The 24,853-nt window shown below is 39.0% G+C and carries 24 protein-coding genes and 1 pseudogene; 2 read left to right on the top strand and 23 right to left on the bottom strand.

The genetic code is table 11. From position 1 onward, the window contains the following. Positions 1 to 167 precede the first annotated feature (167 nt). The 4 genes from ACOJUN_RS22980 to ACOJUN_RS22995 all read right to left on the bottom strand — a co-directional run bounded on the left by ACOJUN_RS22980 (position 168) and on the right by ACOJUN_RS22995 (position 2,162). Complete coding sequence (locus ACOJUN_RS22980; RefSeq protein WP_422134179.1) at positions 168 to 665, bottom strand: CvpA family protein; 498 nt, start codon at positions 663 to 665, stop codon at positions 168 to 170. Positions 666 to 777: 112 nt separating this feature from the next. After that, the gene (locus tag ACOJUN_RS22985; RefSeq protein WP_422134180.1) at positions 778 to 1,062 is read right to left on the bottom strand and encodes a ComEA family DNA-binding protein; all 285 of its coding nucleotides are present in this window, start codon (positions 1,060 to 1,062) and stop codon (positions 778 to 780) included. A gap of 465 nt (positions 1,063 to 1,527) precedes the next feature. Beyond that, positions 1,528 to 1,917 carry a type II toxin-antitoxin system HicB family antitoxin gene (locus ACOJUN_RS22990; RefSeq protein WP_422134181.1) on the bottom strand — a complete coding sequence of 130 codons (390 nt, stop codon included), beginning with the start codon at positions 1,915 to 1,917 and terminating at the stop codon, positions 1,528 to 1,530. Continuing rightward, positions 1,914 to 2,162, bottom strand: a complete 249-nt coding sequence (locus tag ACOJUN_RS22995; RefSeq protein WP_422134182.1) for a type II toxin-antitoxin system HicA family toxin — start codon at positions 2,160 to 2,162, stop codon at positions 1,914 to 1,916. The genes ACOJUN_RS22990 and ACOJUN_RS22995 overlap by 4 nt, the downstream gene beginning before the upstream one ends. A 409-nt stretch (positions 2,163 to 2,571) precedes the next feature. Between ACOJUN_RS22995 and ACOJUN_RS23000 the strand changes: the two genes are divergently transcribed. Both ACOJUN_RS23000 and ACOJUN_RS23005 read left to right on the top strand, forming a co-directional pair. Further along, positions 2,572 to 3,006, top strand: a complete 435-nt coding sequence (locus ACOJUN_RS23000) for a DUF29 domain-containing protein (RefSeq protein ID WP_422134183.1) — start codon at positions 2,572 to 2,574, stop codon at positions 3,004 to 3,006. Positions 3,007 to 3,075: 69 nt separating this feature from the next. Beyond that, positions 3,076 to 3,510: a DUF29 domain-containing protein gene (locus ACOJUN_RS23005; RefSeq protein ID WP_422134184.1), complete on the top strand. Its 435-nt coding sequence runs from the start codon at positions 3,076 to 3,078 to the stop codon at positions 3,508 to 3,510. A 101-nt stretch (positions 3,511 to 3,611) separates the two neighbouring features. Here the strand turns inward: ACOJUN_RS23005 and ACOJUN_RS23010 are convergent, their stop codons facing one another. The 19 genes and pseudogenes from ACOJUN_RS23010 to ACOJUN_RS23100 form a co-directional block, all read right to left on the bottom strand. Continuing rightward, the gene (locus ACOJUN_RS23010) at positions 3,612 to 4,067 is read right to left on the bottom strand and encodes a Uma2 family endonuclease (protein WP_422134185.1); all 456 of its coding nucleotides are present in this window, start codon (positions 4,065 to 4,067) and stop codon (positions 3,612 to 3,614) included. Positions 4,068 to 4,156: 89 nt separating this feature from the next. Beyond that, positions 4,157 to 5,410 (bottom strand): UDP-N-acetylglucosamine 4,6-dehydratase family protein, encoded by a 1,254-nt coding sequence (locus ACOJUN_RS23015; RefSeq protein WP_422137119.1) that lies wholly within the window; start codon positions 5,408 to 5,410, stop codon positions 4,157 to 4,159. A gap of 39 nt (positions 5,411 to 5,449) precedes the next feature. Beyond that, positions 5,450 to 6,187, bottom strand: a pseudogene (locus ACOJUN_RS23020) (nucleoside-diphosphate sugar epimerase/dehydratase); the annotation flags it as partial. Between the two features lie 43 nt (positions 6,188 to 6,230). After that, positions 6,231 to 6,788, bottom strand: coding sequence for a sugar transferase (locus tag ACOJUN_RS23025; protein ID WP_422134186.1), 558 nt, complete (start codon positions 6,786 to 6,788; stop codon positions 6,231 to 6,233). Position 6,789: 1 nt separating this feature from the next. After that, positions 6,790 to 7,755 (bottom strand): UDP-glucose 4-epimerase family protein, encoded by a 966-nt coding sequence (locus tag ACOJUN_RS23030; protein ID WP_422134187.1) that lies wholly within the window; start codon positions 7,753 to 7,755, stop codon positions 6,790 to 6,792. A gap of 400 nt (positions 7,756 to 8,155) precedes the next feature. After that, positions 8,156 to 9,394, bottom strand: coding sequence for a glycosyltransferase family 4 protein (locus ACOJUN_RS23035; RefSeq protein WP_422134188.1), 1,239 nt, complete (start codon positions 9,392 to 9,394; stop codon positions 8,156 to 8,158). A 145-nt stretch (positions 9,395 to 9,539) separates the two neighbouring features. After that, a complete protein-coding gene (locus ACOJUN_RS23040; RefSeq protein ID WP_422134189.1) occupies positions 9,540 to 11,213 on the bottom strand; it encodes a heparinase II/III family protein in 1,674 nt (557 codons plus the stop codon). A 104-nt stretch (positions 11,214 to 11,317) separates the two neighbouring features. Then, on the bottom strand, positions 11,318 to 11,854 hold the full coding sequence (locus tag ACOJUN_RS23045) for a Gfo/Idh/MocA family oxidoreductase (RefSeq protein ID WP_422134190.1): 537 nt from the start codon (positions 11,852 to 11,854) through the stop codon (positions 11,318 to 11,320). 207 nt (positions 11,855 to 12,061) lie between these two features. Then, the gene (locus ACOJUN_RS23050; RefSeq protein ID WP_422134191.1) at positions 12,062 to 13,363 is read right to left on the bottom strand and encodes an MBL fold metallo-hydrolase; all 1,302 of its coding nucleotides are present in this window, start codon (positions 13,361 to 13,363) and stop codon (positions 12,062 to 12,064) included. A 207-nt stretch (positions 13,364 to 13,570) separates the two neighbouring features. After that, positions 13,571 to 15,685, bottom strand: coding sequence for a bi-domain-containing oxidoreductase (locus tag ACOJUN_RS23055; protein WP_422134192.1), 2,115 nt, complete (start codon positions 15,683 to 15,685; stop codon positions 13,571 to 13,573). 43 nt (positions 15,686 to 15,728) lie between these two features. Beyond that, positions 15,729 to 16,625 (bottom strand): hypothetical protein, encoded by an 897-nt coding sequence (locus ACOJUN_RS23060; RefSeq protein WP_422134193.1) that lies wholly within the window; start codon positions 16,623 to 16,625, stop codon positions 15,729 to 15,731. 7 nt (positions 16,626 to 16,632) lie between these two features. Next, positions 16,633 to 17,721 (bottom strand): EpsG family protein, encoded by a 1,089-nt coding sequence (locus ACOJUN_RS23065; RefSeq protein WP_422134194.1) that lies wholly within the window; start codon positions 17,719 to 17,721, stop codon positions 16,633 to 16,635. Positions 17,722 to 17,772: 51 nt separating this feature from the next. Beyond that, on the bottom strand, positions 17,773 to 18,879 hold the full coding sequence (locus ACOJUN_RS23070; RefSeq protein WP_422134195.1) for a glycosyltransferase family 4 protein: 1,107 nt from the start codon (positions 18,877 to 18,879) through the stop codon (positions 17,773 to 17,775). Next, entirely contained in the window at positions 18,869 to 20,131 is a 1,263-nt protein-coding gene (locus tag ACOJUN_RS23075; RefSeq protein ID WP_422134196.1) for a hypothetical protein, read from the bottom strand. The genes ACOJUN_RS23070 and ACOJUN_RS23075 overlap by 11 nt, the downstream gene beginning before the upstream one ends. Next, a complete protein-coding gene (locus ACOJUN_RS23080; RefSeq protein WP_422134197.1) occupies positions 20,124 to 21,320 on the bottom strand; it encodes a hypothetical protein in 1,197 nt (398 codons plus the stop codon). Before ACOJUN_RS23080 ends, ACOJUN_RS23075 begins: the two co-directional genes overlap by 8 nt. Beyond that, positions 21,301 to 22,455, bottom strand: a complete 1,155-nt coding sequence (rffA, locus tag ACOJUN_RS23085; protein WP_422134198.1) for a dTDP-4-amino-4,6-dideoxygalactose transaminase — start codon at positions 22,453 to 22,455, stop codon at positions 21,301 to 21,303. Before rffA ends, ACOJUN_RS23080 begins: the two co-directional genes overlap by 20 nt. After that, positions 22,455 to 23,144, bottom strand: a complete 690-nt coding sequence (locus ACOJUN_RS23090) for a WbqC family protein (RefSeq protein WP_422134199.1) — start codon at positions 23,142 to 23,144, stop codon at positions 22,455 to 22,457. Before ACOJUN_RS23090 ends, rffA begins: the two co-directional genes overlap by 1 nt. Further along, complete coding sequence (locus ACOJUN_RS23095; RefSeq protein WP_422134200.1) at positions 23,141 to 23,944, bottom strand: phytanoyl-CoA dioxygenase family protein; 804 nt, start codon at positions 23,942 to 23,944, stop codon at positions 23,141 to 23,143. Before ACOJUN_RS23095 ends, ACOJUN_RS23090 begins: the two co-directional genes overlap by 4 nt. Continuing rightward, on the bottom strand, positions 23,944 to 24,852 hold the full coding sequence (locus tag ACOJUN_RS23100) for a hypothetical protein (protein WP_422134201.1): 909 nt from the start codon (positions 24,850 to 24,852) through the stop codon (positions 23,944 to 23,946). Before ACOJUN_RS23100 ends, ACOJUN_RS23095 begins: the two co-directional genes overlap by 1 nt. Position 24,853 lies beyond the last annotated feature (1 nt).

Here is a 24,853-nt window from a genome sequence, read left to right on the forward strand (position 1 = left end):
TCCTCAGGCTGGATCAGCGGCTCTAAAGCTATGGCAGGGTAACCTGAAAATCGGCTCTCCCCGCATTTTATGCTTTTGGTTGGCTTTAGAGCCTGTTTTTTCTCAAAAGTTCATTGAAAGCACTCCCTGGACGTTTGCCTGTTCCCGGGAAGCTTTCAGAGATTATTTCAACCGGCTTGCATCAATGGTTCAACCCACTGGACCACTGTTTGCCTGGACCAGTCTGCAAGCAGCAAAAAGTGTGGCAATAATACCGAATCTTGCCATGCTTCGTCATTCTCTAATGGGGCAAATGTCATTAGTCCCACCACAAGCACTACAAGCAGGCAGCCTCTGAGTCCTCCGAAAACCATACCCAACACCCTGTCAGTCCCAGTAAGGCCAGTGGCTTCTACCAATTCTGCAAACAAACGATTCACTAACCCCCCCACCAGTAGAGTTGCGACGAAAAGCAGGATTGATGCGGAAATTACTCTAACAGATGGGGTCTCTACATACTGGGTCAACAAGCTGGCAACACTGCCATTAAAAGTCCAGGCCACAAAAATGGCCACTACCCAAGTCAGAAGAGAAAGAACTTCCTTAAAAAAGCCACGTTTAAGGCTGATAAGAGAGGACACAGCCACTATGGCCACAATGACCCAGTCGATCCAGGTAAACGTCAAAGGAAAACTCCTGCATTAGTCTTTATTCGGGTCAGATTATCGGTTTTGGAACAGCTACTCAACACACAAAAAAGCCCGTCTCTATGGACGGGCTTTTTTGTGTGTATTATTCCTACTCTTCAAAAATTATTCTGGATTCGTTTTTCTTCATAAAGGCTTCACCGATGAACTTCACCTGATCCAGGTCATCCATATTCTTGTAAGGACCATGGGCTTTTCGGTGTTTTACTATCTCTTCTGCTGTTCGTCGACCTACACCTATAAGCTTTTCGTCCAGTTCCTGAACAGTGGCTGTGTTGACATTAACGACCCATTCTTTTTCGTCGCTATTGGCAAATGAGCCTGCAGAGAACATCAAAAGACTGGAAAGAGCGATAGCTGGGAAAAAATTATTCATAATCAAACTTCCTTATTGATTATTTGAGTTTGGCTTTAGATATTTCTAAAACCGTTATTTTCAGTTCTAGACGGATTTTAAAAAAAAACCAAACGCATTGAAAAAAAACTATGACTATGACAGAGCCATTTGGTGTAAACGACTGATTTTATAAAGAAGTCGGGACAGTCTCCAAAATAAGTACTCAGACAGCGAAGCCAATGTTTTGACAATATATAAGCATGAACAAAACTATTTCTTCAGGCTCTGACAACAAAAAGTCAAGAGTAAAACAAACCCTCAGGAGCCTTTCGGATTGATGACTTCGAGTATAAATTTCAGAACAAAACGAGCCGGAGTATTGAGTGCACTCATGGCTGCAACCAGTATCACCTTCTGACTCTGTATTAAACTACGCCCAGCCCTATAAATGAAACTTGATGTCCGCCCCGTCCTAAGGGACGGGTTTTTACGCTCATTCGATAATTAATTAATCGTGTCGGTGCTAATCCCTTTGCTTCTTTCCCTGCTTAGCTTTTCCTCTATCGCCTCACAAATGAACGCATTGATAGACTTTGGCCTTGTGTGATTAAGTGGTGCTTCGAGGATGGCTATGGCCATGGCCTTGTGAAGTTCCTCACCGACGCGAACATTCAGCGAGCCCTTGAATGGTTTATCAGGGGTTTTGCCTAGTTCCTCACAGTCTTTCAGGTAGTCATCTACTGACTGCTGAAATTCCTCTATCAGCTTTGGCAGCGTGTCCGCTCCATAAGTAATCAGATCTCGGATAAAGGCTACTTTGCCAAACAGCGTACCATCATCAATCTGTGGCTCTATTGTGCCTTGATAGCCCTTGTATTTGAGGTATTGAGTCATGACAGATGCCCCTCGTTATCCAGAAACTCAATAAGTGCCTTCAGGGCTCCCCCTTTCAGATTTTTGTCCGGGTGTGGCCTGTGCAGTCTTATCATTCGTTTCGTGTTTTTGTTGTAAAATCGTACCCGTGAGCCAGCCTTTTCCTCCTGCTTGTAGCCAAAATAATTCAATAGTGAGCAGACATCTTTCCATGGAAAGGTGTTCGGGCCTTCCTTCAGTTTTTCAATGTTCTTTTTCTGAGCCACAATAATTGCTCTCCAGTATGCGACTAATTATAGTCGCTTGGCTCTCTGTGGCAACTGCCGAGCTTACATCCCCCACCCATTTCGGTGGGGGTCTTACGCTGAAGTTCGATAAAAGCATGAATAAAACTATTTCTTCAGGCTCTGACAACAAAAAGTCAAGAGCAAAACAAACCGTCAGGAGCCTTTCGGATTGATGACTTCGAGTATAAATTTCAGAACAAAACGAGCCGAAGTATTGAGTGCACTCATGGCTGCAACCAGTATCACCTAATGACTCTTCATTAAACTACGCACAGCCCTATAAATGAAACTTGCACTATCGTTGTTGGTGCAGTTTAGATTCGTAAGGTACAAAGTAGGTAAGATAGACTGTAGGAAAGTGTGATAATGGACAAAGCAGGTGGCCTATATGCGTGACTTGTACGATACCGACTTTTACAGCTGGACCCAGAGGCAAGCAAAACTGATCCGTGAAGGTCGCCTCGCAGAACTCGATCTGGAAAATATCCTTGAGGAAATTGAGAGTATGGGTCGCAGTGATTACAGAGCTTTACAATCCCGGCTGGAAATACTCTACATGCACTTGTTGAAATGGAAGTATCAGCCAGAAAAAAGGCAGATGGGTCACAGTTGGGAACGCACCATTCGTGAGCAACGAAAACAGGCACGACGAATTCTCCAGGATTCTCCGGGCCTCAAAAACAAAATTGATGCCATGCTTCCTGTCGCTTATAAAAGAGCCGTCGAAGATGCTACTGAAGAAACTGGACTATCACCTTCAACCTTCCCCAAAGAGCGTCCCTGGAGCTATGAGCAAGCTATGAGCCCTGAGTTCTGGCCCTGATAATTCTCCAGGCAATAATATAAACTGAAAGGTGACTATGAAATCTTATAAAAACAGCAGGTGATCTTTGTGCGTGATTTATACGATACCGACTTTTACAGCTGGACCCAGAGACAGGCAAAACTGATCCGTGAGGGCCGACTCGCAGAACTCGATCTGGAAAATATCCTGGAGGAAATCGAAAGCATGGGGCGCAGTGACTACAGGGCATTGGAATCCAGAATATGTTTGCTTTTCATGCATTTGTTGAAATGGCGGTACCAGCCTGAAAAAAGACAAACCGGACACAGCTGGGAAAGGACTATCCGGGGGCAACGCAAGCAGATCAGACGGATTCTAAGAAAAAATCCAGGACTGAAAGGCAAGCTGCCAGAAATTCTGCTTGAAGCCTACTCCGACGCTATGGAAGATGCCTCAGATGAAACAGAACTCCCCTCCACTACTTTCCCAAAAGAATGCCCCTGGAGCTATGAGCAGGCAATGGATCCGGAATTCTGGCCTTAATGCTCAACTCTTCTAATATCCTTGTAGATATCCAGAACAGAAAGTTCGAGACCGACTGAGCGCAACAGCAAAGAGTCTCCTTCTCCGTAACGCTGTGAACATCATTGTCCTCCTTCCCGTCGGTATAGATCCACCAGAAGCTCATATTGAGAAACCAGCATGTATTCTTCCAGAGTTGCTATTTGAGTATATGCCTCAAGTTTCGCAAAACGATCATGCTGTTCTGTAGATTTTGAAAGGATCTCAATAATCAGTTTTGGATTCTCTTCAATATAATCATCACCAGAGCCACTGCCACAGGACACCATTATGTCAGGGTAAAAGAAGATATTATCGCTTTCAGAACCTGCACTGACTTTCATGTCAGAAGCAAAGACATCACAGCCAGTGCCCGATAGATGCTGATGAAGTCTCGTGGCAAGAGAAACCGTTAGCAAGTTATGCTTTCGACTGCCACCCACCATAGCGAAGACATATCCATTGATGTACTCGCTTTTCGATTCAGCCGTCTTTTCAGACTCTATATATTCATCAACGGATAACAGTGGATTTTTCATAGCATTTTGCATCTGACCCACCGATCATTATGAAATATGAGCCGTTCAATATAGACAGGGATTAAGCAGAAATCATAGCAAACGACAAATCAATGGTATTTCAATACTTCTCGCTCTGGTTTTGATTCAGCTTGTCTGGACTGATCCATCCAATCCACCACATCAGAGGTTGGATTAAAACCATTCACACAGCTGGAAAGCAGATCTCTCAGATCGGTAAAACGCCCACTTCTTGCCACTTCAAAAACAGTTTCCAGGACCAGCCTATAGTTACTCCATAATTCTTTGCTTTCCATAGCCATACTGATTTTAGGATGACTGGTACCTGTCACATTGTCTCCAATCAACAGTTCTTCATAGAGCTTTTCACCAGGGCGTAATCCTGTGTAGACAATTTCAATATCGCCTTCAGGGTTACTTTCATCCTTCAGGGTCAAGCCAGATAAATTAATCATACGCTTTGCCAGGTTGGCTATTTTGACAGGCTTCCCCATATCCAGCACGAAAACCTCCCCTCCGCTGGCCATCGCACCGGCCTGAATCACCAGAAGTGCAGCCTCATGAATCGTCATAAAATAACGATTAATGTCTGGGTGAGTCACCGTCACAGGACCACCGACCCGAATCTGTTCGCGAAACGCGGGGATCACTGAACCACTCGAACCCAATACATTTCCAAACCGCACCATTGTAAAACAGGTATTAACGGGTATTTTTGTTTCTGGCCTAAAGCCAAACCTGTCGGAATGGAACAGATTCACTGAACTTTCATCAGCCAATCCCTGCAAAGCCATCTCTGCCAGACGCTTTGAAGCACCCATAACATTTGTGGGACGTACTGCCTTATCGGTAGATATAAGAACAAAACGTTCTACCTGAGCAACAATGGCGGCTTGTGCCGTATAAAGCGTACCCAAAGTATTATTGCGTAAACCTTCTTCAATATTTTGTTCAACGATAGGTACGTGTTTATAGGCAGCAGCATGATAAACCGTATTCACAGCGAATCTTCGCAAGGTTTCAATTAAACGCTCCGGATTATTCACCGAACCGAGTACTGCTGCTATCTGAACCGCTTTAAAGTCATTCGAACTATTTTGCGTCTTAATTAAATCCTGTTCGACAGAATATAAGCTAAACTCACTGTGCTCATATAGCACAAGACATAAAGGTTTCTTTTTAAGAATCTGACGACAGAGTTCAGAACCGATAGAACCCCCTGCCCCAGTCACCATGACAACCTTACCGGTGATACATTTCTCCAAAAGCTCTTGCCTTGGCTCTACCTCGTCTCTTCCGAGCACATCACCAATATCAACTGGCTGAATTTCCTGCATTTTCATGCGACCGCTAGCCAGGTCAGCCATGGCGGGTATAGTTCGGATAGGTAGACCATGTTGTTCAAGAGTCTGAACGATCTTTTTTCGCCTTTGCCTACTCGCAGAGGGTATAGCCAGTAACACCTCCTGAACACCTGTCTCCTGAACCATCTGCTCAAAACATAATGGTCGATAAATGCGCCTCCCTTGAATAGCACGACCAGCATTGTCCTGCTTATCATCTAAAAAAGCGACTGGCTGGTATTCAATCCCTTTGTCTAAAGCGGACATTACCTGCACACCTGCAGCGCCTGCGCCATAGATGGCGACAGGAACTCCTCTGCGTGAGTGGCGTTCCCTGCGTGGAAAAAACTCAGGAAAAATATCTGCTATAGATTCCTCCAATAACCAGCTTCTGATCAAATAGCGAGAGATAATCATTGTCGGTAGCAACAGGAGCCAATATATAAAGGGAATGGACCGGGGAAGATGAGCCTGACCTGAAAGAAACCCTGCCAACATCAGGCAGATAGCAGCATAGGAACAGGCTTTAAAGATAACGATAAGAGAGTCTGAGCCCATGTACCGGAGGACAGCCCGATAAAGTCCCATCTTAACCAGGAAGGGCAAGGTGACGACTACAGCAATGATGAATGCAGGATAATATTGAGTGAACGAGTCCACCATATTCAGGCGAATATAGAACGCCATCCATAGACAGAAGATAATTGCTATTGAATCGAATAGCAATGTAACCAGCCGTTTGCCTGAGCGTGGGAGTGAGAGCAGTGTCTTGCGCATGTGTAACCTGAAGTAAAACTTAAATTACTTTATCAAAACTCTATCATTTAGACTGATTTACTCTATCACCCTGACCACGTCCAGCCAGAGTCATGAAAATATATCGAAAGTAGTTAGAAAAAGACATACCTTTAATCATTTCCGCATCTGTTTTTGCCAGTAATTCAGGCATTGACATATCAATATCTGAAACTTGGGCCAAGCCTGTAATCCCAGGCCTTACATCGTAAACTTTTAAACTATTACGATGCTCGATAAGCTCAGTCTGATTAAATAGATTGGGTCTTGGGCCGACCAAGCTCATGTCACCTTTTAGGACATTCCATAGTTGTGGCAGCTCGTCTAGTTTCGTTTTTCTAAGGAACCGCCCAAAGCGAGTTATAGAACTTATACAAGCAAGGTGGCTAGCTACTGAGGCAGTTTCTACATTCATTGTCCTGAATTTAATCAATATAAAAGGCTTTTTTTTGCGCCCCACTCTTTCCTGACGAAATAAAGGCGAGCCTGTATCGAATAGACCGATGATATAAATCATCATCATAATGGGTAAGCCAAAGATCAATCCAAAAAACGCCAAAACAAAATCAAAAAAACGCAGCACGTTAACGATTACCTCCAGATCTTTTATCCTCAATGTAAGCAGCCACTGTCGCGTCTATACCTTGCTGAAATGTATAAGGTGGCTTCCACGACAAAGTTTTCACTGCCTTTGAAGAATCTACTTGTAAGTCGCCTATCAATCGATCAACAATTGAACTTTTCCTAATTACAGCTCCTACAAAACAAAAACAAAATTTTGGTATGGGAAAAAGTCTTTCCGGCCTTCCAAGTGAAGATCGTATCGTTTTAATCAATACTGGCAATGATAGATCTGTTCCATCAGAGATGAGGTAAGTTTGATTTGCTGCCCTTGGGTGCTCTATACAGGTGATTATAAAGTCTACAAGATTTTCAACATACACCATACTGCGCATATTTTTAATCATGCTAAAAGGAAGTGGAATTTTTGTATCAGTAAGCTTCATTAAGTTTAGAAAGTTAGCCTTTACGTTTGCCCCATAAACAAGAGGAGGACGAATAATTACAACCTCCATAGCAGTTTCCAAAGCTATCTCACGCAACCCATCTTCAGCTTCCTTTTTTGAAATTCCATATGCATCTTGAGTTAGAGGGCTATGCTGTTCCGTAAATGCTGAAGCACCAGAAGTTGTTTCACCATTGACTTTTATTGAACTTATGAATATGAAGCGCTTTACTCCAGCAGATGCAGACTGTCTTGCTAAATTCAATGCTCCATCGGTGTTGACCCGGCGATATTCTGCTATTGATTCAGTGACTTTGTCCTTCATGATATGTGCACGAGCAGCAAGATGAACAACAACACCTATTCCTTGCAATGCTGCAGACCAATCAGTAGAAGCATCGATTGAACCAACAGCAATGGCATCTTCATCAGAGACTGATGGTAGTTTACGAAAAACTGCTTTGTAACTGTATGATTTTTCCGCCAGCTGAGCTTGCAGAGACTGACCAACAAAACCACTGGCACCCGTTATTAAAATCGTCAAATTGGAGTTCTCAAATAACGAATAGAAATAAAATTCATTAAAAATTAAACTTTTTCATTTATAAAATCATAAAACTTAAACAGAATCACCTGCAATGCAGGCGGTATTGTGAAGGCCCCTCAGAAGGGGGGTGGTTAGCTTAACGCTAGAAAGCTTCATTTGCTCCTGCCGTTTCTCTTCTGCTTCTTTGTTGCGAATATATTCAAAGATCATCTACTCATCTCAACCGCTCTAACCACGAAAAAATCATGAAAGCTCTTGCCGAGCAAACTGTTCAGTGAGTTATCGTTTACTCAAAGCAGCTTTCTTTTGTTTTCTCTTCAGGCCTGCTTTGAAGGTTTTCGTATTGTTCAGCAGATTGACAGCAATATGTCTAAAGCCTGCCAAAATTTCTGCACCGTCATTTCTTCGGATATGACACTCGTCTTCTCTCATCGCAAGGTGAGTAGGCAATTGGAACCTCCCCCACATTGCTGCTGCCAAATTCAACAATATCTAATGCCATCGCCTTCATAATCGCCCGTCGCGCATATTTTTCTGTAAATGTTGTTCTTGGTGTTGTAGTTAACTTAAGCCCTGCGAAAGCTTCGACAGCCTGTTGTGTATCAGACGGATAAAATACTGCACAATTATTCACTTCCATTGTAAGGAAATCAGCAGAATATCCAGAGACACCTGCTAATATAGGTTTCCCTGAGGCAGCGTACTCAAATATCTTAGAGGGTAGAACTTTCTTGAATGCCGGATAATCATTCAAGTGAAGGAATAACACATCTGCATTCATATACTCAGCAATAAGCAGCTCCCGGTTAACAGGGGGGAGAAGCGTGACATTTTTCACATTACAATTTTCCAATTCATCAATCAACTGTTGTTTTCTACCACCATCACCAATAATCCGGAACTTAACGTTAGTATCTAATTTTTTTGCCAAAAAAGGTACAATAGTATGAAGGCCCTGACCTTCACCAATATTGCCTGCATAAAGTATGGTAATTTCAGTATTGGAACCCTGACGCTGTATTGTATCCGGAACTACACGCAAGAACTCATCATCGATACCATTTGTGAACCAACGATATTCAATGGTTGTGTACCGCTTCTTAAAGTATGCAGAAAAACCTTTCGAGACGAGATTGATACGTTCTGCACGGCTAAAGGTGAAGTGCTCGACAATTGACGATACCGGACCGGCAAGCCACGAGATTTTCGGAGAAAGCACATTATTGAGTGTGTCTACGAAGATGTCACGAATATCCAGATAAAGTGGTGTTTTAGATCTGCTGGCAACAATCGCTCCCAAAAATGCTGTAAAGAGTCTTGAAGATGTTGAAAAGACAATATCGTATTGCTTTCCACTGACTAAACCTAAAGCAGCCCGGCAGTATGTAATAAAAGCCTTCATCTGATCAAACATCCCACTTTTGTGGGCAGGTAGGGGGATGCGTCGGACTGTTACATTTCCATTACGCTCAACTGGTGGCGCATCGACACCAAACGAAGCATAACGATTAGGCATGGTTGTTATGACTTCAATCTCAGTAACTAACGGACTCAGTTGCTCGACCAGGGCAGTACAACGAAAAGAACCAGCGCACAAATCCGGTTGGTAATAAAACGAAAAAATTAAAACCTTCACTTAAAACCTAGAATAGAAAAAGTTGTTGAATCCGAAAATATATGAAACAAAGAAAGCTTTTCATGGAATTGGTCTCTGGTTCACCGCTGTTTGCAAACATAGTTATAGCCAAACAGAACACTCAATTATTCCGCGCTGCTGAATGCTAATAATCAAGTTTTACTACACATTCGCTATTTACAAACTCAAAAATCAGGCAAAGATTTGGTATGGAAAGGCCAAACTCTGGATGCCAACTAGTTTGTTCTATCCTGCGTTTGCTGCTCTGATTATTTACCAGCACTTCATGCCCTCCAGGTAGGGTGAGCACTAAACACTCTTCGCGTTCAGCACAGCGAATATCCGGATGCAAATGGAAACGGGCTTCCGCCTTTTGAAACTTGCCAGTAATACGATCTTTTATCGAAAAGGTTCGAGCCGTCAAGGCCCACTCTCTGGAATGCAAAGGCTTACCCTTTAGCCAGCGGTAACCGTTGTGGCTACAGCTCACTCGATGTGATTCCGGTTCTAGTGAAAAGAAAGGCTGCCCAGGGTAAGCCCTGCGAGCTACCCGGAAGCCACTCCATACTTCGGAGGAATTCTGGTCATCAATCACCACGGTATTGTGAGCAGCAGTGCCACGTTGCCTCATGCGTTCATCACCCAAGCCGTAGCAGGAAGTGCCAGAATTAACGAACACACGATGACCAAACAGGGATAACTCAAACGATAGCGTATCGGCATGGGCATGGCCTGGAATATAGTCAGGCCCCACTTTTGCCAGATCCAGAAAAGCCACTGCCCGTTTATTTTCAAGACGCACGTAGCCAGAAGCCTTTAGATGTTTAAGCTTTAATAACTGCGGTTTAGCAGAAGACTGTATTGAATAACTTTTAGTAGCAATACCTAATGATCTGGCATAACTAGACATAGTTTTCAGTGAGGCAGCAATCCCCACGGCCGCATCATTAAAAAAAGCAATATCACCATCCGGATGACACATGGCTTGCAGCCAGGTAACCATATTTTCAGCATATTGCTGCCAACCGTTAATAAAAGGTTGCACTGTTGTTGCTGAGTAACACTGGCTGATGTTGATCAGGTCCAGCATATCCATCAGCATAATGCTGTGATACATCGGGGACAGTTCAAAGTTACCACCATCGTCTAAAACCTGTTCAGGAACTTCCCGCTGCAAAATTGCCAAACCAGTCTGCAACCATTTTTCTGCCTCAGCCCCCTGAAAATAGAGGCCAACAAATACCAGAGCCTTGGCATTTGCAAACAAATGATTACCCAGTAGATGGTGCTCTAGTTTTTGCATCAAAACCCGAGCCTGCAATGCCAGACTATCAAGCCAGTGTTTTTTCGGTGGCTGATTCGCTGAAATTCGCAGAAAGAATTTCACCCAGTTAACTATCCGCAGCGATAATGGATAAGGTTCCCAGCCATTCCCCCTAGGTGCCGGATTTTCCTTAATCCATCGTTCAATCAGCTCTGCATGCCAGGGCAACCGTAATTCTGCATCTTCAGCATTCAGGTCATCAAAGTAATGGAGGTTGTATAGCCATAGCTTTTCCCATTTCGGGTTATTCCAGTCACTGGCAGAAGACAGGGTATGGGTTTCATTTAAAAAGTGGAAAGTTTCAAGATTTAGAATGGAGGCTTTGATCTGTGCAGGCAGGTGCCATTGACCATTTGAAGCCAACGGTCGCCCTAGAGGTGCCGGTCGGGTATCCAGACGGATTTTATGCAATCGATGCCCGAGTCGGCCATAAAACTGAACAGGCTTAAGATGCCTTAGCGTATGGAAATAGCGGCAAAAAGTACTGGTTTTCAACAAGAGCGAAACTCATTGGTTTTGTTTTTGGAACCACTAAGGTCACGAAGAGCACGAAGGCTTAAAAGAATAAAACTTCGTGTCCTTCATGGTTAATAAAAAAATTACCCGCGTAAAGATTGAGCAACTTCAATGGACACACGAGCCACTTCTATCACTTCTTCGAATGGAATCGGCGATGGTGCACCCTGCCGAATGGCATCAACAAACGCCTTGGCGCAAGCCTTCTGCCCCTTATCCTGCTGCATCAGCTTTAGACCCTTGAAACCGGGCCAGCCGAAGCTATTCAGTCGACGAAAGTTATCCAGCTGCAACACTGCATCGTTACAAAAAACCTCAATCCGCTCTTTAGGGAAGCTCTTGCCACCTTTGGCCAAGTAAAGAATGGTGCCAAAAGTACGAACCGCAAAACTCAGAGTAATACTGGCCTTGTCTTCTCGTACTTCAACGCCTGGCGCATCCCACATCATGTCGGCGTTGAAGCCGGTAATCGGGCTACCCACCAGAAAGCGCATCAGGTCGATATAGTGACAGGTTTCACCAATAATACGACCACCACCGACTGTCGGATCCTGTGTCCAGTGACCAACGGGAATGGCACCGGTACTCATGGTCATAATTAAAATTTTTGAAGCTTTCACCGGTTCCAGCAGCGCCTACATACTTGCCAAATGGGGCTGCCGATAAAGGCAAAATCAATGTATTTTTAACCAGCCATTGATCCGGTGGGTAGAATGAACTACCAGAAATGAAATATGCAGTCTAGATATTGGTGAAATAGCTAACATCTCAAACACAGTCGCAGCTCTTTTAGACCTGAGAGTTGAACTTGTTATATTAGTCAACTTCTACATTCTCTTTAGTTGATAAATTAACTGATTCATTATTCCGCTAAACCTAGCAGCCAGCCATTGTAAATTTGATTTATTAAAAAACTTCCATGACAGATATATTTCGGCGTTATTGAGCGAACAAAGCACTCTATAATATTTCCAATTTTTTTCGTTCTTATTTAAAGTATATCTTGCAGACACCCCTAAGGTCTGAATTCCAAAAGGAAATTTAAATGCAAACCAAAGTGGCTGACTATTAATTACAAGATCACATTCATCTGTCGTATTTAGCTCACTAAAAGTACCATCCTTGAAGCTAAACTCTACTTTCTTTGATATATCATTAATTTCTACAGTGACAGGTTTAAGAATAAACCTAAACAAACTAGAAAAGTCGTACTTTATCTGCTTAAACCTTTCATTAAAAGCCTCTCTAATAGCCTCAATAGATTTTAATGCTGACGTTTCAAAAGTATTGTCAAAGTTACTTTCAAGTGCTTCGTATTTTTTTTTACTAGCTACATTGTTAAATGCCATGCCAAGCGTATATGTATCACCAGGATATAAGAGGGTGTAGTCTAACGACTTGCTCATCATGTGTTCGCAAAAATCTAATGGTGAATTGTGATAATTGTTCATATAGGCATTATCATCTTTACAGAAGTACACCAAGCTGGCGAAAGGTATAGTGACAGAAGCCCCTAGATCAATATGATTATTAGAGCAGTTTATCAGAGTATTTTTCGCCATTAGTGGAAGGTGGTTACCCCTGTCTGCCTGTCCAGAATAGCCAGCAATTGAGAATTGGTTAAGCACCACATCAGGTGAACCAATATCACCTTTCACAATGTTGCAATCTCTTTGGTTTAGTTCAGAATCATTGATATTAAAAATCACTTCCTCGTCAGCCATAACACCAAGTGCAGAGTCCATACCTCCTACTTGATAGCAATAGACTTTTGTTTGATCTGAAAGCTTAACAATTTCACGGTGAGGCAATATTTCAAAACTATTAAACCCAAAGCCCTTCAATGCTTTTATCATTTTATTTGAGTTATTCTTCTGATAAAGAACTGTAACTTTATTTTTAAAAGATTCTGGTAAAGTTTTAAGTATTGGGATGTGAAAGTGGTCAGGATGTTCATGTGAAATCCATAAATAGTCTATATTTTCATAGTCTAACGATTCTTTCGATGCTTGAGGTTTTAATGACCAAGAATCATTAAAGGCTGTACCAAAAAGCCATGGATCAGTTAATATTTTTATGTCTTCAGTATGAATTACAATACATGCATGTGAAATTAATGTTATTTTCATAGTTTTAATCTCTAATATTTTCTAAATCATATAGCGAACCTGTAGAAAGAGCTCTACAAAGAAAATGATACCTTACAGTTTCAACCTGCTAATTTATTGAAACTCATTTCAGATAATTTCGACTCAGAAAAAAATTTAACGCACTTTTCAATTAAACGTTGCTGAAATAAGACAATTAGTGCGAATGTCTGATAATTCCGAAGTGTCTCAGCCCTCACGCAGGTAATCAGCCACATCAACAGCTACACGTGCCACCTCAATAATTTCTTCCATTGGAATTGGCGAAGGTTTGCCTTCACGAATGGCTCTCAGAAATGCCTCAACACAAGCTTTTTGACCTTTATCCTGTTTACTAAGATTCATCTTTTTAAAGCTCGGCCATTCAAAACCGGTCATCTTGCGAAAATTATCAATCTGAAGGGTTGCGCCGGCGGCAAACACCTCAATACGCTCTTTAGGGAAACTGCTGCCACCATTAGCGAGGTAGTGAATCACGCCAAAAGAGCCATCAGCAAAATTCAACATAATAGCTGCTTTGTCTTCCCGAATCGCCATCGAAGGCACGTTACCAACCTGGGTGGCTTGATAACTGGTTATAGGACTGCCCGCGAGGTACCGCATTAGATCAATATAGTGACAGGCTTCACCTAATATACGACCACCACCGACAGCTGGATCCTGAGTCCAGTGATCAGCCGGAATAGCTCCCGCATTCATGGTCATTATAAAAGATTTGGGTTCTTTTATAGCATCCAACAGAGTTTTCATTTTCTGAATCTGTGGGGAGAAGCGTCGATTATAACCAACCATCAAACGCGGCTGAATTTCCGCTACGCCCAGCGCTTCAACTATACCGTCGATCTCATCATGATTGAGAGCCAGTGGCTTTTCTACAAACACATTTTTGCCTGCTTGCAAAGCCTCAGTAACAAAAGCAGCATGGCTGTTATGCTGAGTGACAATGGTGACGGTATTAATAGCAGGATTAGCCAGCATGTCATCAACAGAGGTGGAAGCCTCAGTAAAACCGGCCTTCTTGCCATGATGAACACCACTTACACCACCGCTAGTGACAATAGTGTGAAATTTTGCCCTGGCTTTATCAAACGCAGGGATAAGAATACGTGATGCATAATTGCCAGCTCCAATAAACCCACATACAGGATCAGTGGTGAGATAAGCAGGTGTTTTATTAGACAGTGCTACTCGATCAACCCGCAATGCATCAACCGATTGCTTGGGATACTGCAAAAGAATACCCAATGTCTTCGGTTCATCCGTTAAGGTTTGGTAGGCTTTAAGGGCATCATTAAATGCAAACCGATGGGAGATCAATGGTTTCATATCCAGCCGCTCATCCGCCATCATATCCAGAATGGCTTCAAAGTTACGCTGCTCCGTCCATCGGACAAAGCCCATTGGATAGTCCTGCCCCTTTTCTTCATAGTTGCTATCGTAACGACCAGGGCCGTAAGAGCAGGAAACCTGAAAAATGAGCTCTTTTTCATAAAAGTCCGCCCGACTCAGATTAAGGCCGGTAACCCCTACCAAAATAATGCGGCCACGCTTACGACTCATGCGTGCAGCTTGAGTCACTGGATCATTAGATTTGGTACTGGCTGTAACCAATACGGCATCCACGCCTTTACCCCGGGAAAACGCCATACCTGCCGCAACTGGGTCTTCACCTTGAGCAAGATTAACCGTTTCAGCACCAAACAACCGAGCCAGCGCCAATTTATCTTCATCAAAATCAACACCCAATACCCGACAACCTTGGGCACGAAGCAGCTGTACCGTCACCAAACCAATTAGACCAAGGCCAGTTACCACCACGCATTCACCCAGCGTTGGTTGGGCCAGTCGAACGCCTTGTAAGCCAATCGCTGCAAGGACGGTAAAGGCTGCCGATTCATCGTCTACATTATCTGGAATCTTTGCACACAGGTTTTGTGGTACCCGCACAATATCTGCATGGGGGCCATTACTGACCACTCGGTCACCAATAGAAAACCCTCTAACACCATTGCCCGTTTCAAGCACAACACCAGTATGGCAATAGCCCAATGGCAATGGCTGATCCAGCTTTGACTTGACAGCGTCCAGTGTGGTAGCCAAACCATCGGTACGCACTTTTTCAATCACCATTTTTACTTTATCTGGCTGCTGTCGTGCTTTTTCTAACAGGTTGGCCTGACCGAATTCAACTAGCATACGTTCCGTGCCAGCAGAAATTAGCGATGTTTTACTTTGTATTAATAGCTGGCCGCTTTTAGATTTGGGTGATGGTGTTTCAACTAGTGTGGTTTCACCGGTGGACATGTTTTGGAGGATTTGCAACATAAATCAAATACTAACTGAAATATTATTTGGCTAAATTAATACAGCGAACTAAATCATCGAAAGAGTTATATTGATACGTTTCAACTCCATCAGGTCGAACAACCACATCTGAAGCTATAACACTACATCCTAGAAATAGAGCTTCTCTCACACTGACGCTATCACCATCCGTCGATGTAAGTCTGAAAAATAACTTCGCATGTCTAAATAAAGGCCATAACTGTTTTTGACCAACAAGAAGGCATAGTCGACCCTGTTTTTGAAAGGATTTGATCATGTTCAAGACATTTGAAGGAAGTTTTTCAGATTCATACTCAGGTATCGCAAGTAAGAGCCTTTCACTCCTATAGACACTCAACAACTCTAAGCTAGTTGATATACCATATAAATCTAAACCATTAGAGCACGGTATATATCGCCATGCAGAGTTAATCCAGAACGAACCATTATCAACAAATGATCTAACATCCTTATCATAAGTTTCTATAATTTTTTCCTCATCTGCAATTCGAGGTGGAATGAAAGGAATAAAGACCTCTACATTTACTGCTTCTTTAATAGGGCTATAAAATGAAATAAGCTTTTCATTCACAACCTTAATTCCGAATGAACCCTTTAAAAAATAAAGCAAAAGTTTCTTTTTCATACCTGAAAAATGTCTAGATGCATTGTGATCATAAAAAATGCATCTCTTAGATTTCCCAAATAGAGTAAGAAATAAAACCAACTTTATGTTTAAGCTATGAACTTCGTAAATAGAGAAATTACCAAAAATCAAGTTTAGGATAGAACTGAAACTACCAAGATCTATTTTTTTTGTAACTTCATTATCAATAGATTGATTTAAACGGCGATCTGCATAGACACTAACTCCACCCAAAGGTGGAGGAAATCGAGCTACTATACCAACAACATTCATATAAATACTAATACAACCATGTCTTGTAGGGAAAAATATTACCCGCTAGAAATGAGACAAATATATTATAACACCAATAAGCAGAACTGATGAATACAATAGTAACATTAACAATCAATGAATTATAAAACTTAAATTTAGCTACATTATTGATTACAATAATGCTGAATAGAAAATCAATAACAAGTGATAATCTACTAGCAAGCATAGGTATATCTAGCAATATAAAAAACACACATAAAAATGTAAAAAACAGAGAGATCAAAGCATTGCTATTTAAATCATTATATTTGATTTTAAAGTAGAGAACAGCTAATCCAAATAATATATATTTAAAGACAAATAGATTAGACGCAGCTTCTTTGAAATTATTGGTATAACCAAGTATTTTATATTTCAGATAACTTTCACCAACAAAGGCTTGGAACCAATTTACAACATAAACTAAATCGATAAGAATTGAAAATACTAATGAAAGCCCTAGTAAAGTCCAAAATCTAGCCCCAGTGTTACATCTTTCAAAAATAACTTTATTAGCTATAACGAGAAGCAAAACTAAAAATGAAAATATGTGGATGAAAGAGGCCAAGAACAAAAGTAAAAATGAGGCAAAATATCGTTTAACGTTATAAAAATAAAATCCTGCAAAAATTAGTGACAATGCAAGAGTCCATCGTATTTGAATAAACTCTGAACTTATATAAACCAACGAAAAATAAACAAATAGGGAAACCACAGGATTTAATGAGAGTTTATTAAAAATATACCCTTTGCTAGAGATACTAATAGCAGCAAGTAAAGCTAAAAATAGAAAGCCTGGCATCCCAAGTGTGCTAAAAAACGAATTTGTTATCGAGTATAACGGTTCCATTCCATTACGATCGAAGAAATCAAACTTTAAAATATTCAGGCGTGATGCCTCATAGATATTTATATAAGCTTCATAATCAGCTCCAGAAAAATGCCTAAAGGCCGTAAATAATATAATCAGAAACAAAAATAGATAAAGACAAGCCTGTAAATCTTTCTTATTAAGAAAAGGTGAAATTAAGGCAATTAAAGTCAAATAAAAAACAAGAAAATAATAATCTAACAAAATCTATATACCGCCAGCCAACTTAATAATCGCATATAGCATCAAAATAGATCATCTATTATCTAATTCAACGATATGCTCAAACCATTTGTTATTAATATTATTTAAACTAAAGCGCAAACTCATGGAATAAGCATTATGTGCCAACTGGGAATATAGGACTTGATCAGTAGCAAGCAACTCAACCTTTTCGATAAATTCGGTCTCATTTCCATCATTTATAAGAAAACCATTTAATTCATTTTTTATCAATTCTCTAGGCCCAGTAGGACAGTCAAAAGATATCAAAGGCAATGAAAAAGAGTTTGCTTCAATTAATACCATTGGAAGCCCTTCATAGTAAGAAGTCAGTAATAATATATCAGAGTCTCTAAAATAGTCCTCAATATTACTTACCAGTCCAACTAACTGAACCCTATCTGATAACTCATATTTATTTATCAAATTTTGAATTTCATCTTTAAGATTACCCTCCCCTATGATTGTCAATTGAAAATCAATTTTTAAATTACTTACGATTGACATTAACCTATCATAACCTTTTTGTTCAACTAGCCTTCCTACTGATAATAACTTTACTGGTTTACTCACTGTTTTATTAGAAATTACACCTTGCCCAGGCAGCTCTGTGAGTGGATTTACCATCACAGAGGTAGATTCTCTTTTAAAAGGATTTTTTTTAGAGTAGACCTTCTTATCTCTATCTGTTAATACAAACAACTTATCTGCTCTGAAAAATGCAATCAATCTAATCACTCTTTTTAATCTATTTTTATATGCATAGTAATTATTATGCTCGCAGACAATCACTTTGTTTTTAAAGAAAAGCAAGGAAAACAAAAAACGAATGGATATATCAGTACCAGACAAAACTAAGACTTTACTCTTTCTACTCCTTAAAAAACCATACAATATGAAAAACCTACGAAACTGTTCAAAAACAAAAGAGAATTTATTTTTTGATCTGTAGTTAAATTTTAAAGATGTTCTTGTAATATTGTTAGACAGTTTATAAAAGTCATTTTCAGCTAAGTCTCCAGTCACAAGCTCAACATTTACACCATCAATCTCTGACCAACTATTACACAAGTTCGATGCAACTCTTTCAGCACCACCAGATTGCAAACTACCTAATATAAAGGCTATATCAACTTTCATAAGACTTAGCTACTTTCTGATCTTTAAAAAATGAAACAAAAATAGAAAAAACAAGTACACCATATATATGTATAATTGATAAAAATCTTAACTTAGTTATTGGGACTAAATGATCATGAAAATCATCAAAATCTTTTGAGCTTTTTTCTAAAGAAAACTCATTAGCTCTAATATAGTTTTTTTTCCGTATTTTATTGTAATCTTCGTCACTACAATTGAATAAAGATTTAACAATGTCAGTTATTTTAGATTTTTGATACTTAAGGCCATCCTCTTGGATATATTGGCCTTCCGTTTCATAAATATAACCGTAGCTCAATGGTTCTTTAAGAGAATCAATACCTATAATGGAAGGACAAGAACGACCAGCGGCTAAAATTAATGTAGTACCACTACCAACAAAACAATCTGCTGAGTCAATAATATCTCCTAACTTATCGTATGCAATGTTATCTTTTAAATGCACACAATCTCGTAAACCTAATTCTTTTATTTTTGAATTTATCTCACCTGATAAAGGTCCATTTCCATAGATACAATACTCTGCATCAATACCATCATCAATTAATTCCCTCATGACTTGTAACATAGAGAGATTATAGGTTTTAAAATCAACCAATCGACCAATTGATATAATTTTAAATTTTAAACCCTTTCCTTTTGATAGAAAGCTTTTATGAATTGGAACACCCATTTTCAATAAAAACACATCGTTCTGAGACGAATAATATTGATCCGCAACAACATTTCTAGTTACTGCACCGGTCGCCATAAAATTTTGAACTGGATAATAATCAATGATCTTAGAAATTAATATTTTATTAAAATAACTATCGCGTTCGAAGGCTATTATTTCAGCCGAGTGATATAGTCCGAATGAGGCCGTACAGCATAACAGCTTCCTGTAATATAACAGATTATAAAAAAACCAACCTATTAGATTGCAAAAGTGGCATACATCAGCTTCTGCCAAAACTTTTCTAAACTCGACACTATAGCAACTCAAAAATAAAAATATCTTAAATCTCTGAAAAAACTTAAGTCTATAAACAGATGAGATATGATCATCAATGAAATAAACAGTTGCTACAGCTTTAATTTCATTCAAAAGCGATACATCATACTCCTTTGTCAAAAGAACAACACTAATCTCATTGCCTCTCTTCTTCAATTGTCGGCATTGTTCAAGTAACTGAGTCTGAATACCACCAATAAGAAAATCCGTATAAATAAATAAATACTTCTTATTCATAATCACTTACAAAATGTAAAATTATATAATTCAAAATAACTTTAGAGGCTGATATTAAAACCATTAACCATATCAGTTGAGTTCCAGTAAAAAAGAGTGACAAAGAACAAAAAATTATTAAAAATAAAGTTTCGATCAATGAAACTTTATACTTACTAATCCTCGATAATATTAGATAGCCACTACAATAGCCTATAGAATTTAACACCAAATTTATTGATAGTGGAAAAAAATACGAAATAGCCCCTAACTGTTTTTCAGATAGTAATAATGTCACTAACTCACTTGAAAATAAATTTAAAAGCAAGCTACTTAGACTGAATAGAATGCATGAGGTGATACTTACTCTATACATATAAAGCTTTGCATCACTAAAGGTCATTTTACTTACATTAGAAAAGTAAAATGTGCTGTAAAAAGCTGCTGACAAGCTCAACATGATCTCAAATATTCTTTGTGCAGCAAAATATTGCCCCATTTCAGAAAAACCATAGCTATCATTTAGACTATCTCTAATAAGACCAGTTGTAATTATCCCCGACATAAGAGAGATAAATCCATATAAATAGAATGGTGTTGGATACCCTTTTTCTTCTTTAACTGGCTCACCACTCCTCACCATAGCTACCTTACCACTAAAAATTAAATAGAAAGACAAAGCTCCAGGTCGGATTAAAACAGCAACGATGAGAACTAAATAGCTTTCATAACTTATAGCAAGACATACTATAAACATTCCAACTACGGTATTTGCAATAGAGAATAAAAAATAATCACGACTATTATTCTGTTTTGCATTGACAGCTTGAACTGAAATAAACAACTGATAGACTATTGGAAGAAATAATAATACAACATAAACAGGAAGGGAAAGCTGAATGCTGAAAAACTTTTCAACTTTAGAGGAAAAAATGATTACAAGAAGTACTGAAATGTATCCAAAGCTAGTATAAAAAACAGTTGTTTTATGGTCTGATATAGAGGAACTAATTAAGTTATTCGACAATCCTGAAGTAAACAAAGCCATTAGAAATGTTGAAAACAATAAGAATTGCCCATAAAGAGCATATGATTCCTCACTTAAGTTTATAGCAGCAAACTTATTTAGAATTATTGAAATAACAAGCGCAATTAAAGTACTTCCTGATGAAGAAAATACATTTTTAAGTTTATAAAGAATCTCTTGCATTGAAGTAATTTATTATTGACTGACAAACTACCGAAATTTCATTATCGGTAATTCCATGATAAATTGGCAACCTGATTAGTTTCAATGACTCTGTTGAAGTAAACTTATTCACACCATGAAACACGCTAACTCTAGCTCCAAACTCAGAGCTGTGTAAAGGGATATAGTGAAAGCAAGCAGATATATTTCTACTTTTTAAGTACGCTATAAGATCATCTCGTATTGCTTGCTCTTTTACCTTTACACAAAAAATATGGCCATTATGTTTGGCTTTATTCACGGTTATCGGAGGTAATTCAAATTTATAATCATCTGAAAATGGCTTCAATCTTTCATAGTAATTATGCCATGCATCTAACCTATAGCTAATAATTTCTTCAGAGTGTTGTATTTGACCGAATAAATATGCAGCTTGTAGTTCTGATGGTAAATAACTACTACCAACATCTACCCATGAATACTTATCAACTAACCCACTTATAAATTTACTTCTATTAGTCCCTTTTTCTCTGATGATTTCCGCCCTATCTATTAAGCTTTCATCATTAACAATAAGTAAACCACCTTCACCACCACTGGTAAAATTCTTAGTTTCATGAAAACTAAACGTACCAATATGCCCTATGGTGCCTAGATTATAACCATTATATTCAGCCAACATTCCTTGGGCAGCATCTTCTATTACATACAGCTTATACTTTTTTGCTAGCTCCATTATTTTATCCATTTCACATGCCACACCTGCATAATGTACTGGAACAATAGCCTTCGTTTTTTCGGTTATAGCCGCCTCTATAAGATTCTCATCTATATTCATTGTGTCTTTGCGAATGTCTACAAAGACAATTTTTGCACCCCTTAATACAAAGGCATTGGCTGTGCTGACAAAGGTAAAGCTCGACATGATGATCTCATCGCCGGGCTGGGTATTGATAAGAATGGCTGCCATTTCCAAAGCATGAGTACAAGAAGGTGTAAGCAATGCTTTTTTACATGGCAAGGTACTTTCAAACCAATGGTGGCATCTTTTTGTATATTGACCATCACCTGAGATTTTTGTGCTCTTCATAGCATCAAGAACATACGCTTCTTCATTCCCAACACAGGCTGGCTTATTAAACGGTATCATTGTCATCAAAAACTCTTCATAAACTCTTTTGCATCGGGACCTTTATTAAAAATTAAGTCCAGTATGCTAACACCTGATTCAAATGGTGCATGGATTTGCTGGTAAGTTGGGTAATCAAAATAATCCATCCACTCTACTCTTATGTTTTCGTTTTCGAATATCTTAGAATCAAGATAGCCTTTTGCAGATGGCCCACTCAAGTATATCTTTGCATTTAAATCCTTACAAATACCCAGCAAACGTTCTGATTTTCCATCACACAAATCAAAGTCACTCGACCAATAGATATTTGTAGATATATCAAGAATCTTATTAATCAAGATAATAAAATTGTAATTAATCTTGCTTAAAAATGTTTCATCACCATTTAAATAAAGGTTTTCAAATAAATTTGAGTATTCTTTAAAGTAAGGAGCCTTACTGTACTCTTGTTTAATTATCCTCCAATGTTGTTCACGCCAACCCAAATCAGAAACTGTTGTCTCATTAATTTTTTGAAAATACTTCCCTTTCACATTTACGGGAACAGTTAGCCATTTTAATCCGTGAGCAGTATATATCTTGTTTCTATTTCTCCAGTCACGGCGAGTGTACTGCATATCATCATATAAAACAAAATCATCAACGCTATTAATCAGATCAAAGTAACCTTTCCAAGGGATGTAATTGGACTGGCTGATCGCAACCTTTTTCATACTTGAATTCTAGACTCCAAATATTCTGACACACCACTTTTAACACTAAATCTGAGCCCAAGTAACTTCTCAAACTTTTCAATATCAAATTTATATACAAACATTTCTTTATCAAGCTGTATTTGTTTGGCAAATATAGGTGCCGCATAAACGTGATTAACTGCACACCGATCATAAATAGTTACGTTTTTACCACCAGAATGATAAAGCATACAGTTTAAAATTAAATAATCACCAGCATTTGCTATGATTTGTTTTTCATTTTCATCTATATATTCATTTGATGGAAATGTCTCATGCAAATGAGATGAAGGTATTACTTTTGTCGCCCCATTATTAAGTGTAAACTCATCAACACAATAAAGGGCATTGATAGCAATTGGTCTTGATGTAGTAAAATGCTGATATGGTAAGTCCCTGTGCCATTTTCCTTGGTTGTACTCTTCACCTGCAGGATTAACAACGCCATTTTGCTGATTTAAAATAAAACCTTCACCTAAAAAGTGGGTGAGAAATTTTATCACTCGTTCATTTGCAGCTAACTCTAGAAATACATTACTCAATAATAATGGTAGCCGTATACCATTATGTTCATTCCTACTCTCCAAGTAGCTTGAGGAGTATTTTTGAATATACTTCTTTCTTATAGACGTAAACTCTTCTTTAATCTCTAGTATTTTTTCTTTTGAAAACCCTGATGATATTAGAGCGTAACCATTTCGTTCAAACTGTTCTTTTTCAAGATCAAACTCTTTTTTTATATCATACTGTTCTCTTACTCCGTAACTATTTATCACCATTACCAGCACTCTAACATAGCCAAACCAAAACCAGTTTTACCATGACCATTCCCATTATAAGTCATGTAAATCTTATCTTTATGTTTAAATACATAGGGATAACAAATCATATCGGAATCCCAACCCTTTTCAGATACATCAATACCTGAGCTCTCGTTTTCTAGTAACCAAGCTATACCATCAAAACTTTTTGCATAGCCTATTCGGTATTTATTTGGTGGCTTGCCTCTGTAAGAAAACCACATATGATATATTTTTTTATCACAAACAAAAACTGTTGGCCTTGAAAATGCCTGTGCATTACCCAAACAAAATGGTACTGCCAAACCTTTTAAATCCCAAGATTCGCCATTATGAGAGGATGCGTGATTAATTATATGTAGCATTTCGCCATTACCGCTATCCCAAGTCAATGTTGATCCATACCACATTTTGAATGAATTATTATCTTTATATACTGCTGGGTACGAAAGGCTAACTGGATCGGTATCAGATACACTTATAAAAGGATTATCGCTAGTTGATTTTAAATTTTCTTTATTAGTTAACTCTAATCTGCCAATATCACCACGCCAATGTTCGTCACCTGTAATTTTCCATCCCATAAAAAGAATATAATCTTTACCTTGACTCTGATATACATCACCAATACTTATACCGTGCGAGTAAAAACTTTCAGGTGATCCATGTTTAATTACAGGCTCGTTTTTTGTGTATATAATTTCTTTTGTTAATATATCAATATCTACAAAACCTACAGATGATCTATTTTTACAATCCCTACCGCTATAAAAAAATCTATATATATCCTTTTCTAAATGAATTGGTAGTGGGTTTGCCGCATGACTAATAAGTTTTTCATCAGTACTTGCTGGACTAAATATTAATCCTAGTTTGATCCATTTCATA

This window comes from Endozoicomonas sp. ALD040 (genome assembly GCF_049275945.1).
In the GTDB taxonomy this organism is placed as follows: Bacteria; Pseudomonadota; Gammaproteobacteria; order Pseudomonadales; family Endozoicomonadaceae; genus Endozoicomonas_A.

What these genes read in the sequence shown, in the direction of transcription:
- ACOJUN_RS22985 (WP_422134180.1), bottom strand. Translation starts at nt 1,062, where the DNA reads ATGAATAATTTTTTCCCAGCTATCGCTCTTTCCAGTCTTTTGATGTTC.
- ACOJUN_RS22990 (WP_422134181.1), bottom strand. Translation starts at nt 1,917, where the DNA reads ATGACTCAATACCTCAAATACAAGGGCTATCAAGGCACAATAGAGCCA.
- ACOJUN_RS23000 (WP_422134183.1), top strand. Translation starts at nt 2,572, where the DNA reads ATGCGTGACTTGTACGATACCGACTTTTACAGCTGGACCCAGAGGCAA.
- ACOJUN_RS23010 (WP_422134185.1), bottom strand. Translation starts at nt 4,067, where the DNA reads ATGAAAAATCCACTGTTATCCGTTGATGAATATATAGAGTCTGAAAAG.
- ACOJUN_RS23015 (WP_422137119.1), bottom strand. Translation starts at nt 5,410, where the DNA reads ATGAAAATGCAGGAAATTCAGCCAGTTGATATTGGTGATGTGCTCGGA.
- ACOJUN_RS23050 (WP_422134191.1), bottom strand. Translation starts at nt 13,363, where the DNA reads ATGAAAATAACATTAATTTCACATGCATGTATTGTAATTCATACTGAA.
- ACOJUN_RS23055 (WP_422134192.1), bottom strand. Translation starts at nt 15,685, where the DNA reads ATGTCCACCGGTGAAACCACACTAGTTGAAACACCATCACCCAAATCT.
- ACOJUN_RS23060 (WP_422134193.1), bottom strand. Translation starts at nt 16,625, where the DNA reads ATGAATGTTGTTGGTATAGTAGCTCGATTTCCTCCACCTTTGGGTGGA.
- ACOJUN_RS23070 (WP_422134195.1), bottom strand. Translation starts at nt 18,879, where the DNA reads ATGAAAGTTGATATAGCCTTTATATTAGGTAGTTTGCAATCTGGTGGT.
- ACOJUN_RS23075 (WP_422134196.1), bottom strand. Translation starts at nt 20,131, where the DNA reads ATGAATAAGAAGTATTTATTTATTTATACGGATTTTCTTATTGGTGGT.
- ACOJUN_RS23080 (WP_422134197.1), bottom strand. Translation starts at nt 21,320, where the DNA reads ATGCAAGAGATTCTTTATAAACTTAAAAATGTATTTTCTTCATCAGGA.
- rffA (WP_422134198.1), bottom strand. Translation starts at nt 22,455, where the DNA reads ATGACAATGATACCGTTTAATAAGCCAGCCTGTGTTGGGAATGAAGAA.
- ACOJUN_RS23090 (WP_422134199.1), bottom strand. Translation starts at nt 23,144, where the DNA reads ATGAAAAAGGTTGCGATCAGCCAGTCCAATTACATCCCTTGGAAAGGT.
- ACOJUN_RS23095 (WP_422134200.1), bottom strand. Translation starts at nt 23,944, where the DNA reads ATGGTGATAAATAGTTACGGAGTAAGAGAACAGTATGATATAAAAAAA.
- ACOJUN_RS23100 (WP_422134201.1), bottom strand. Translation starts at nt 24,852, where the DNA reads ATGAAATGGATCAAACTAGGATTAATATTTAGTCCAGCAAGTACTGAT.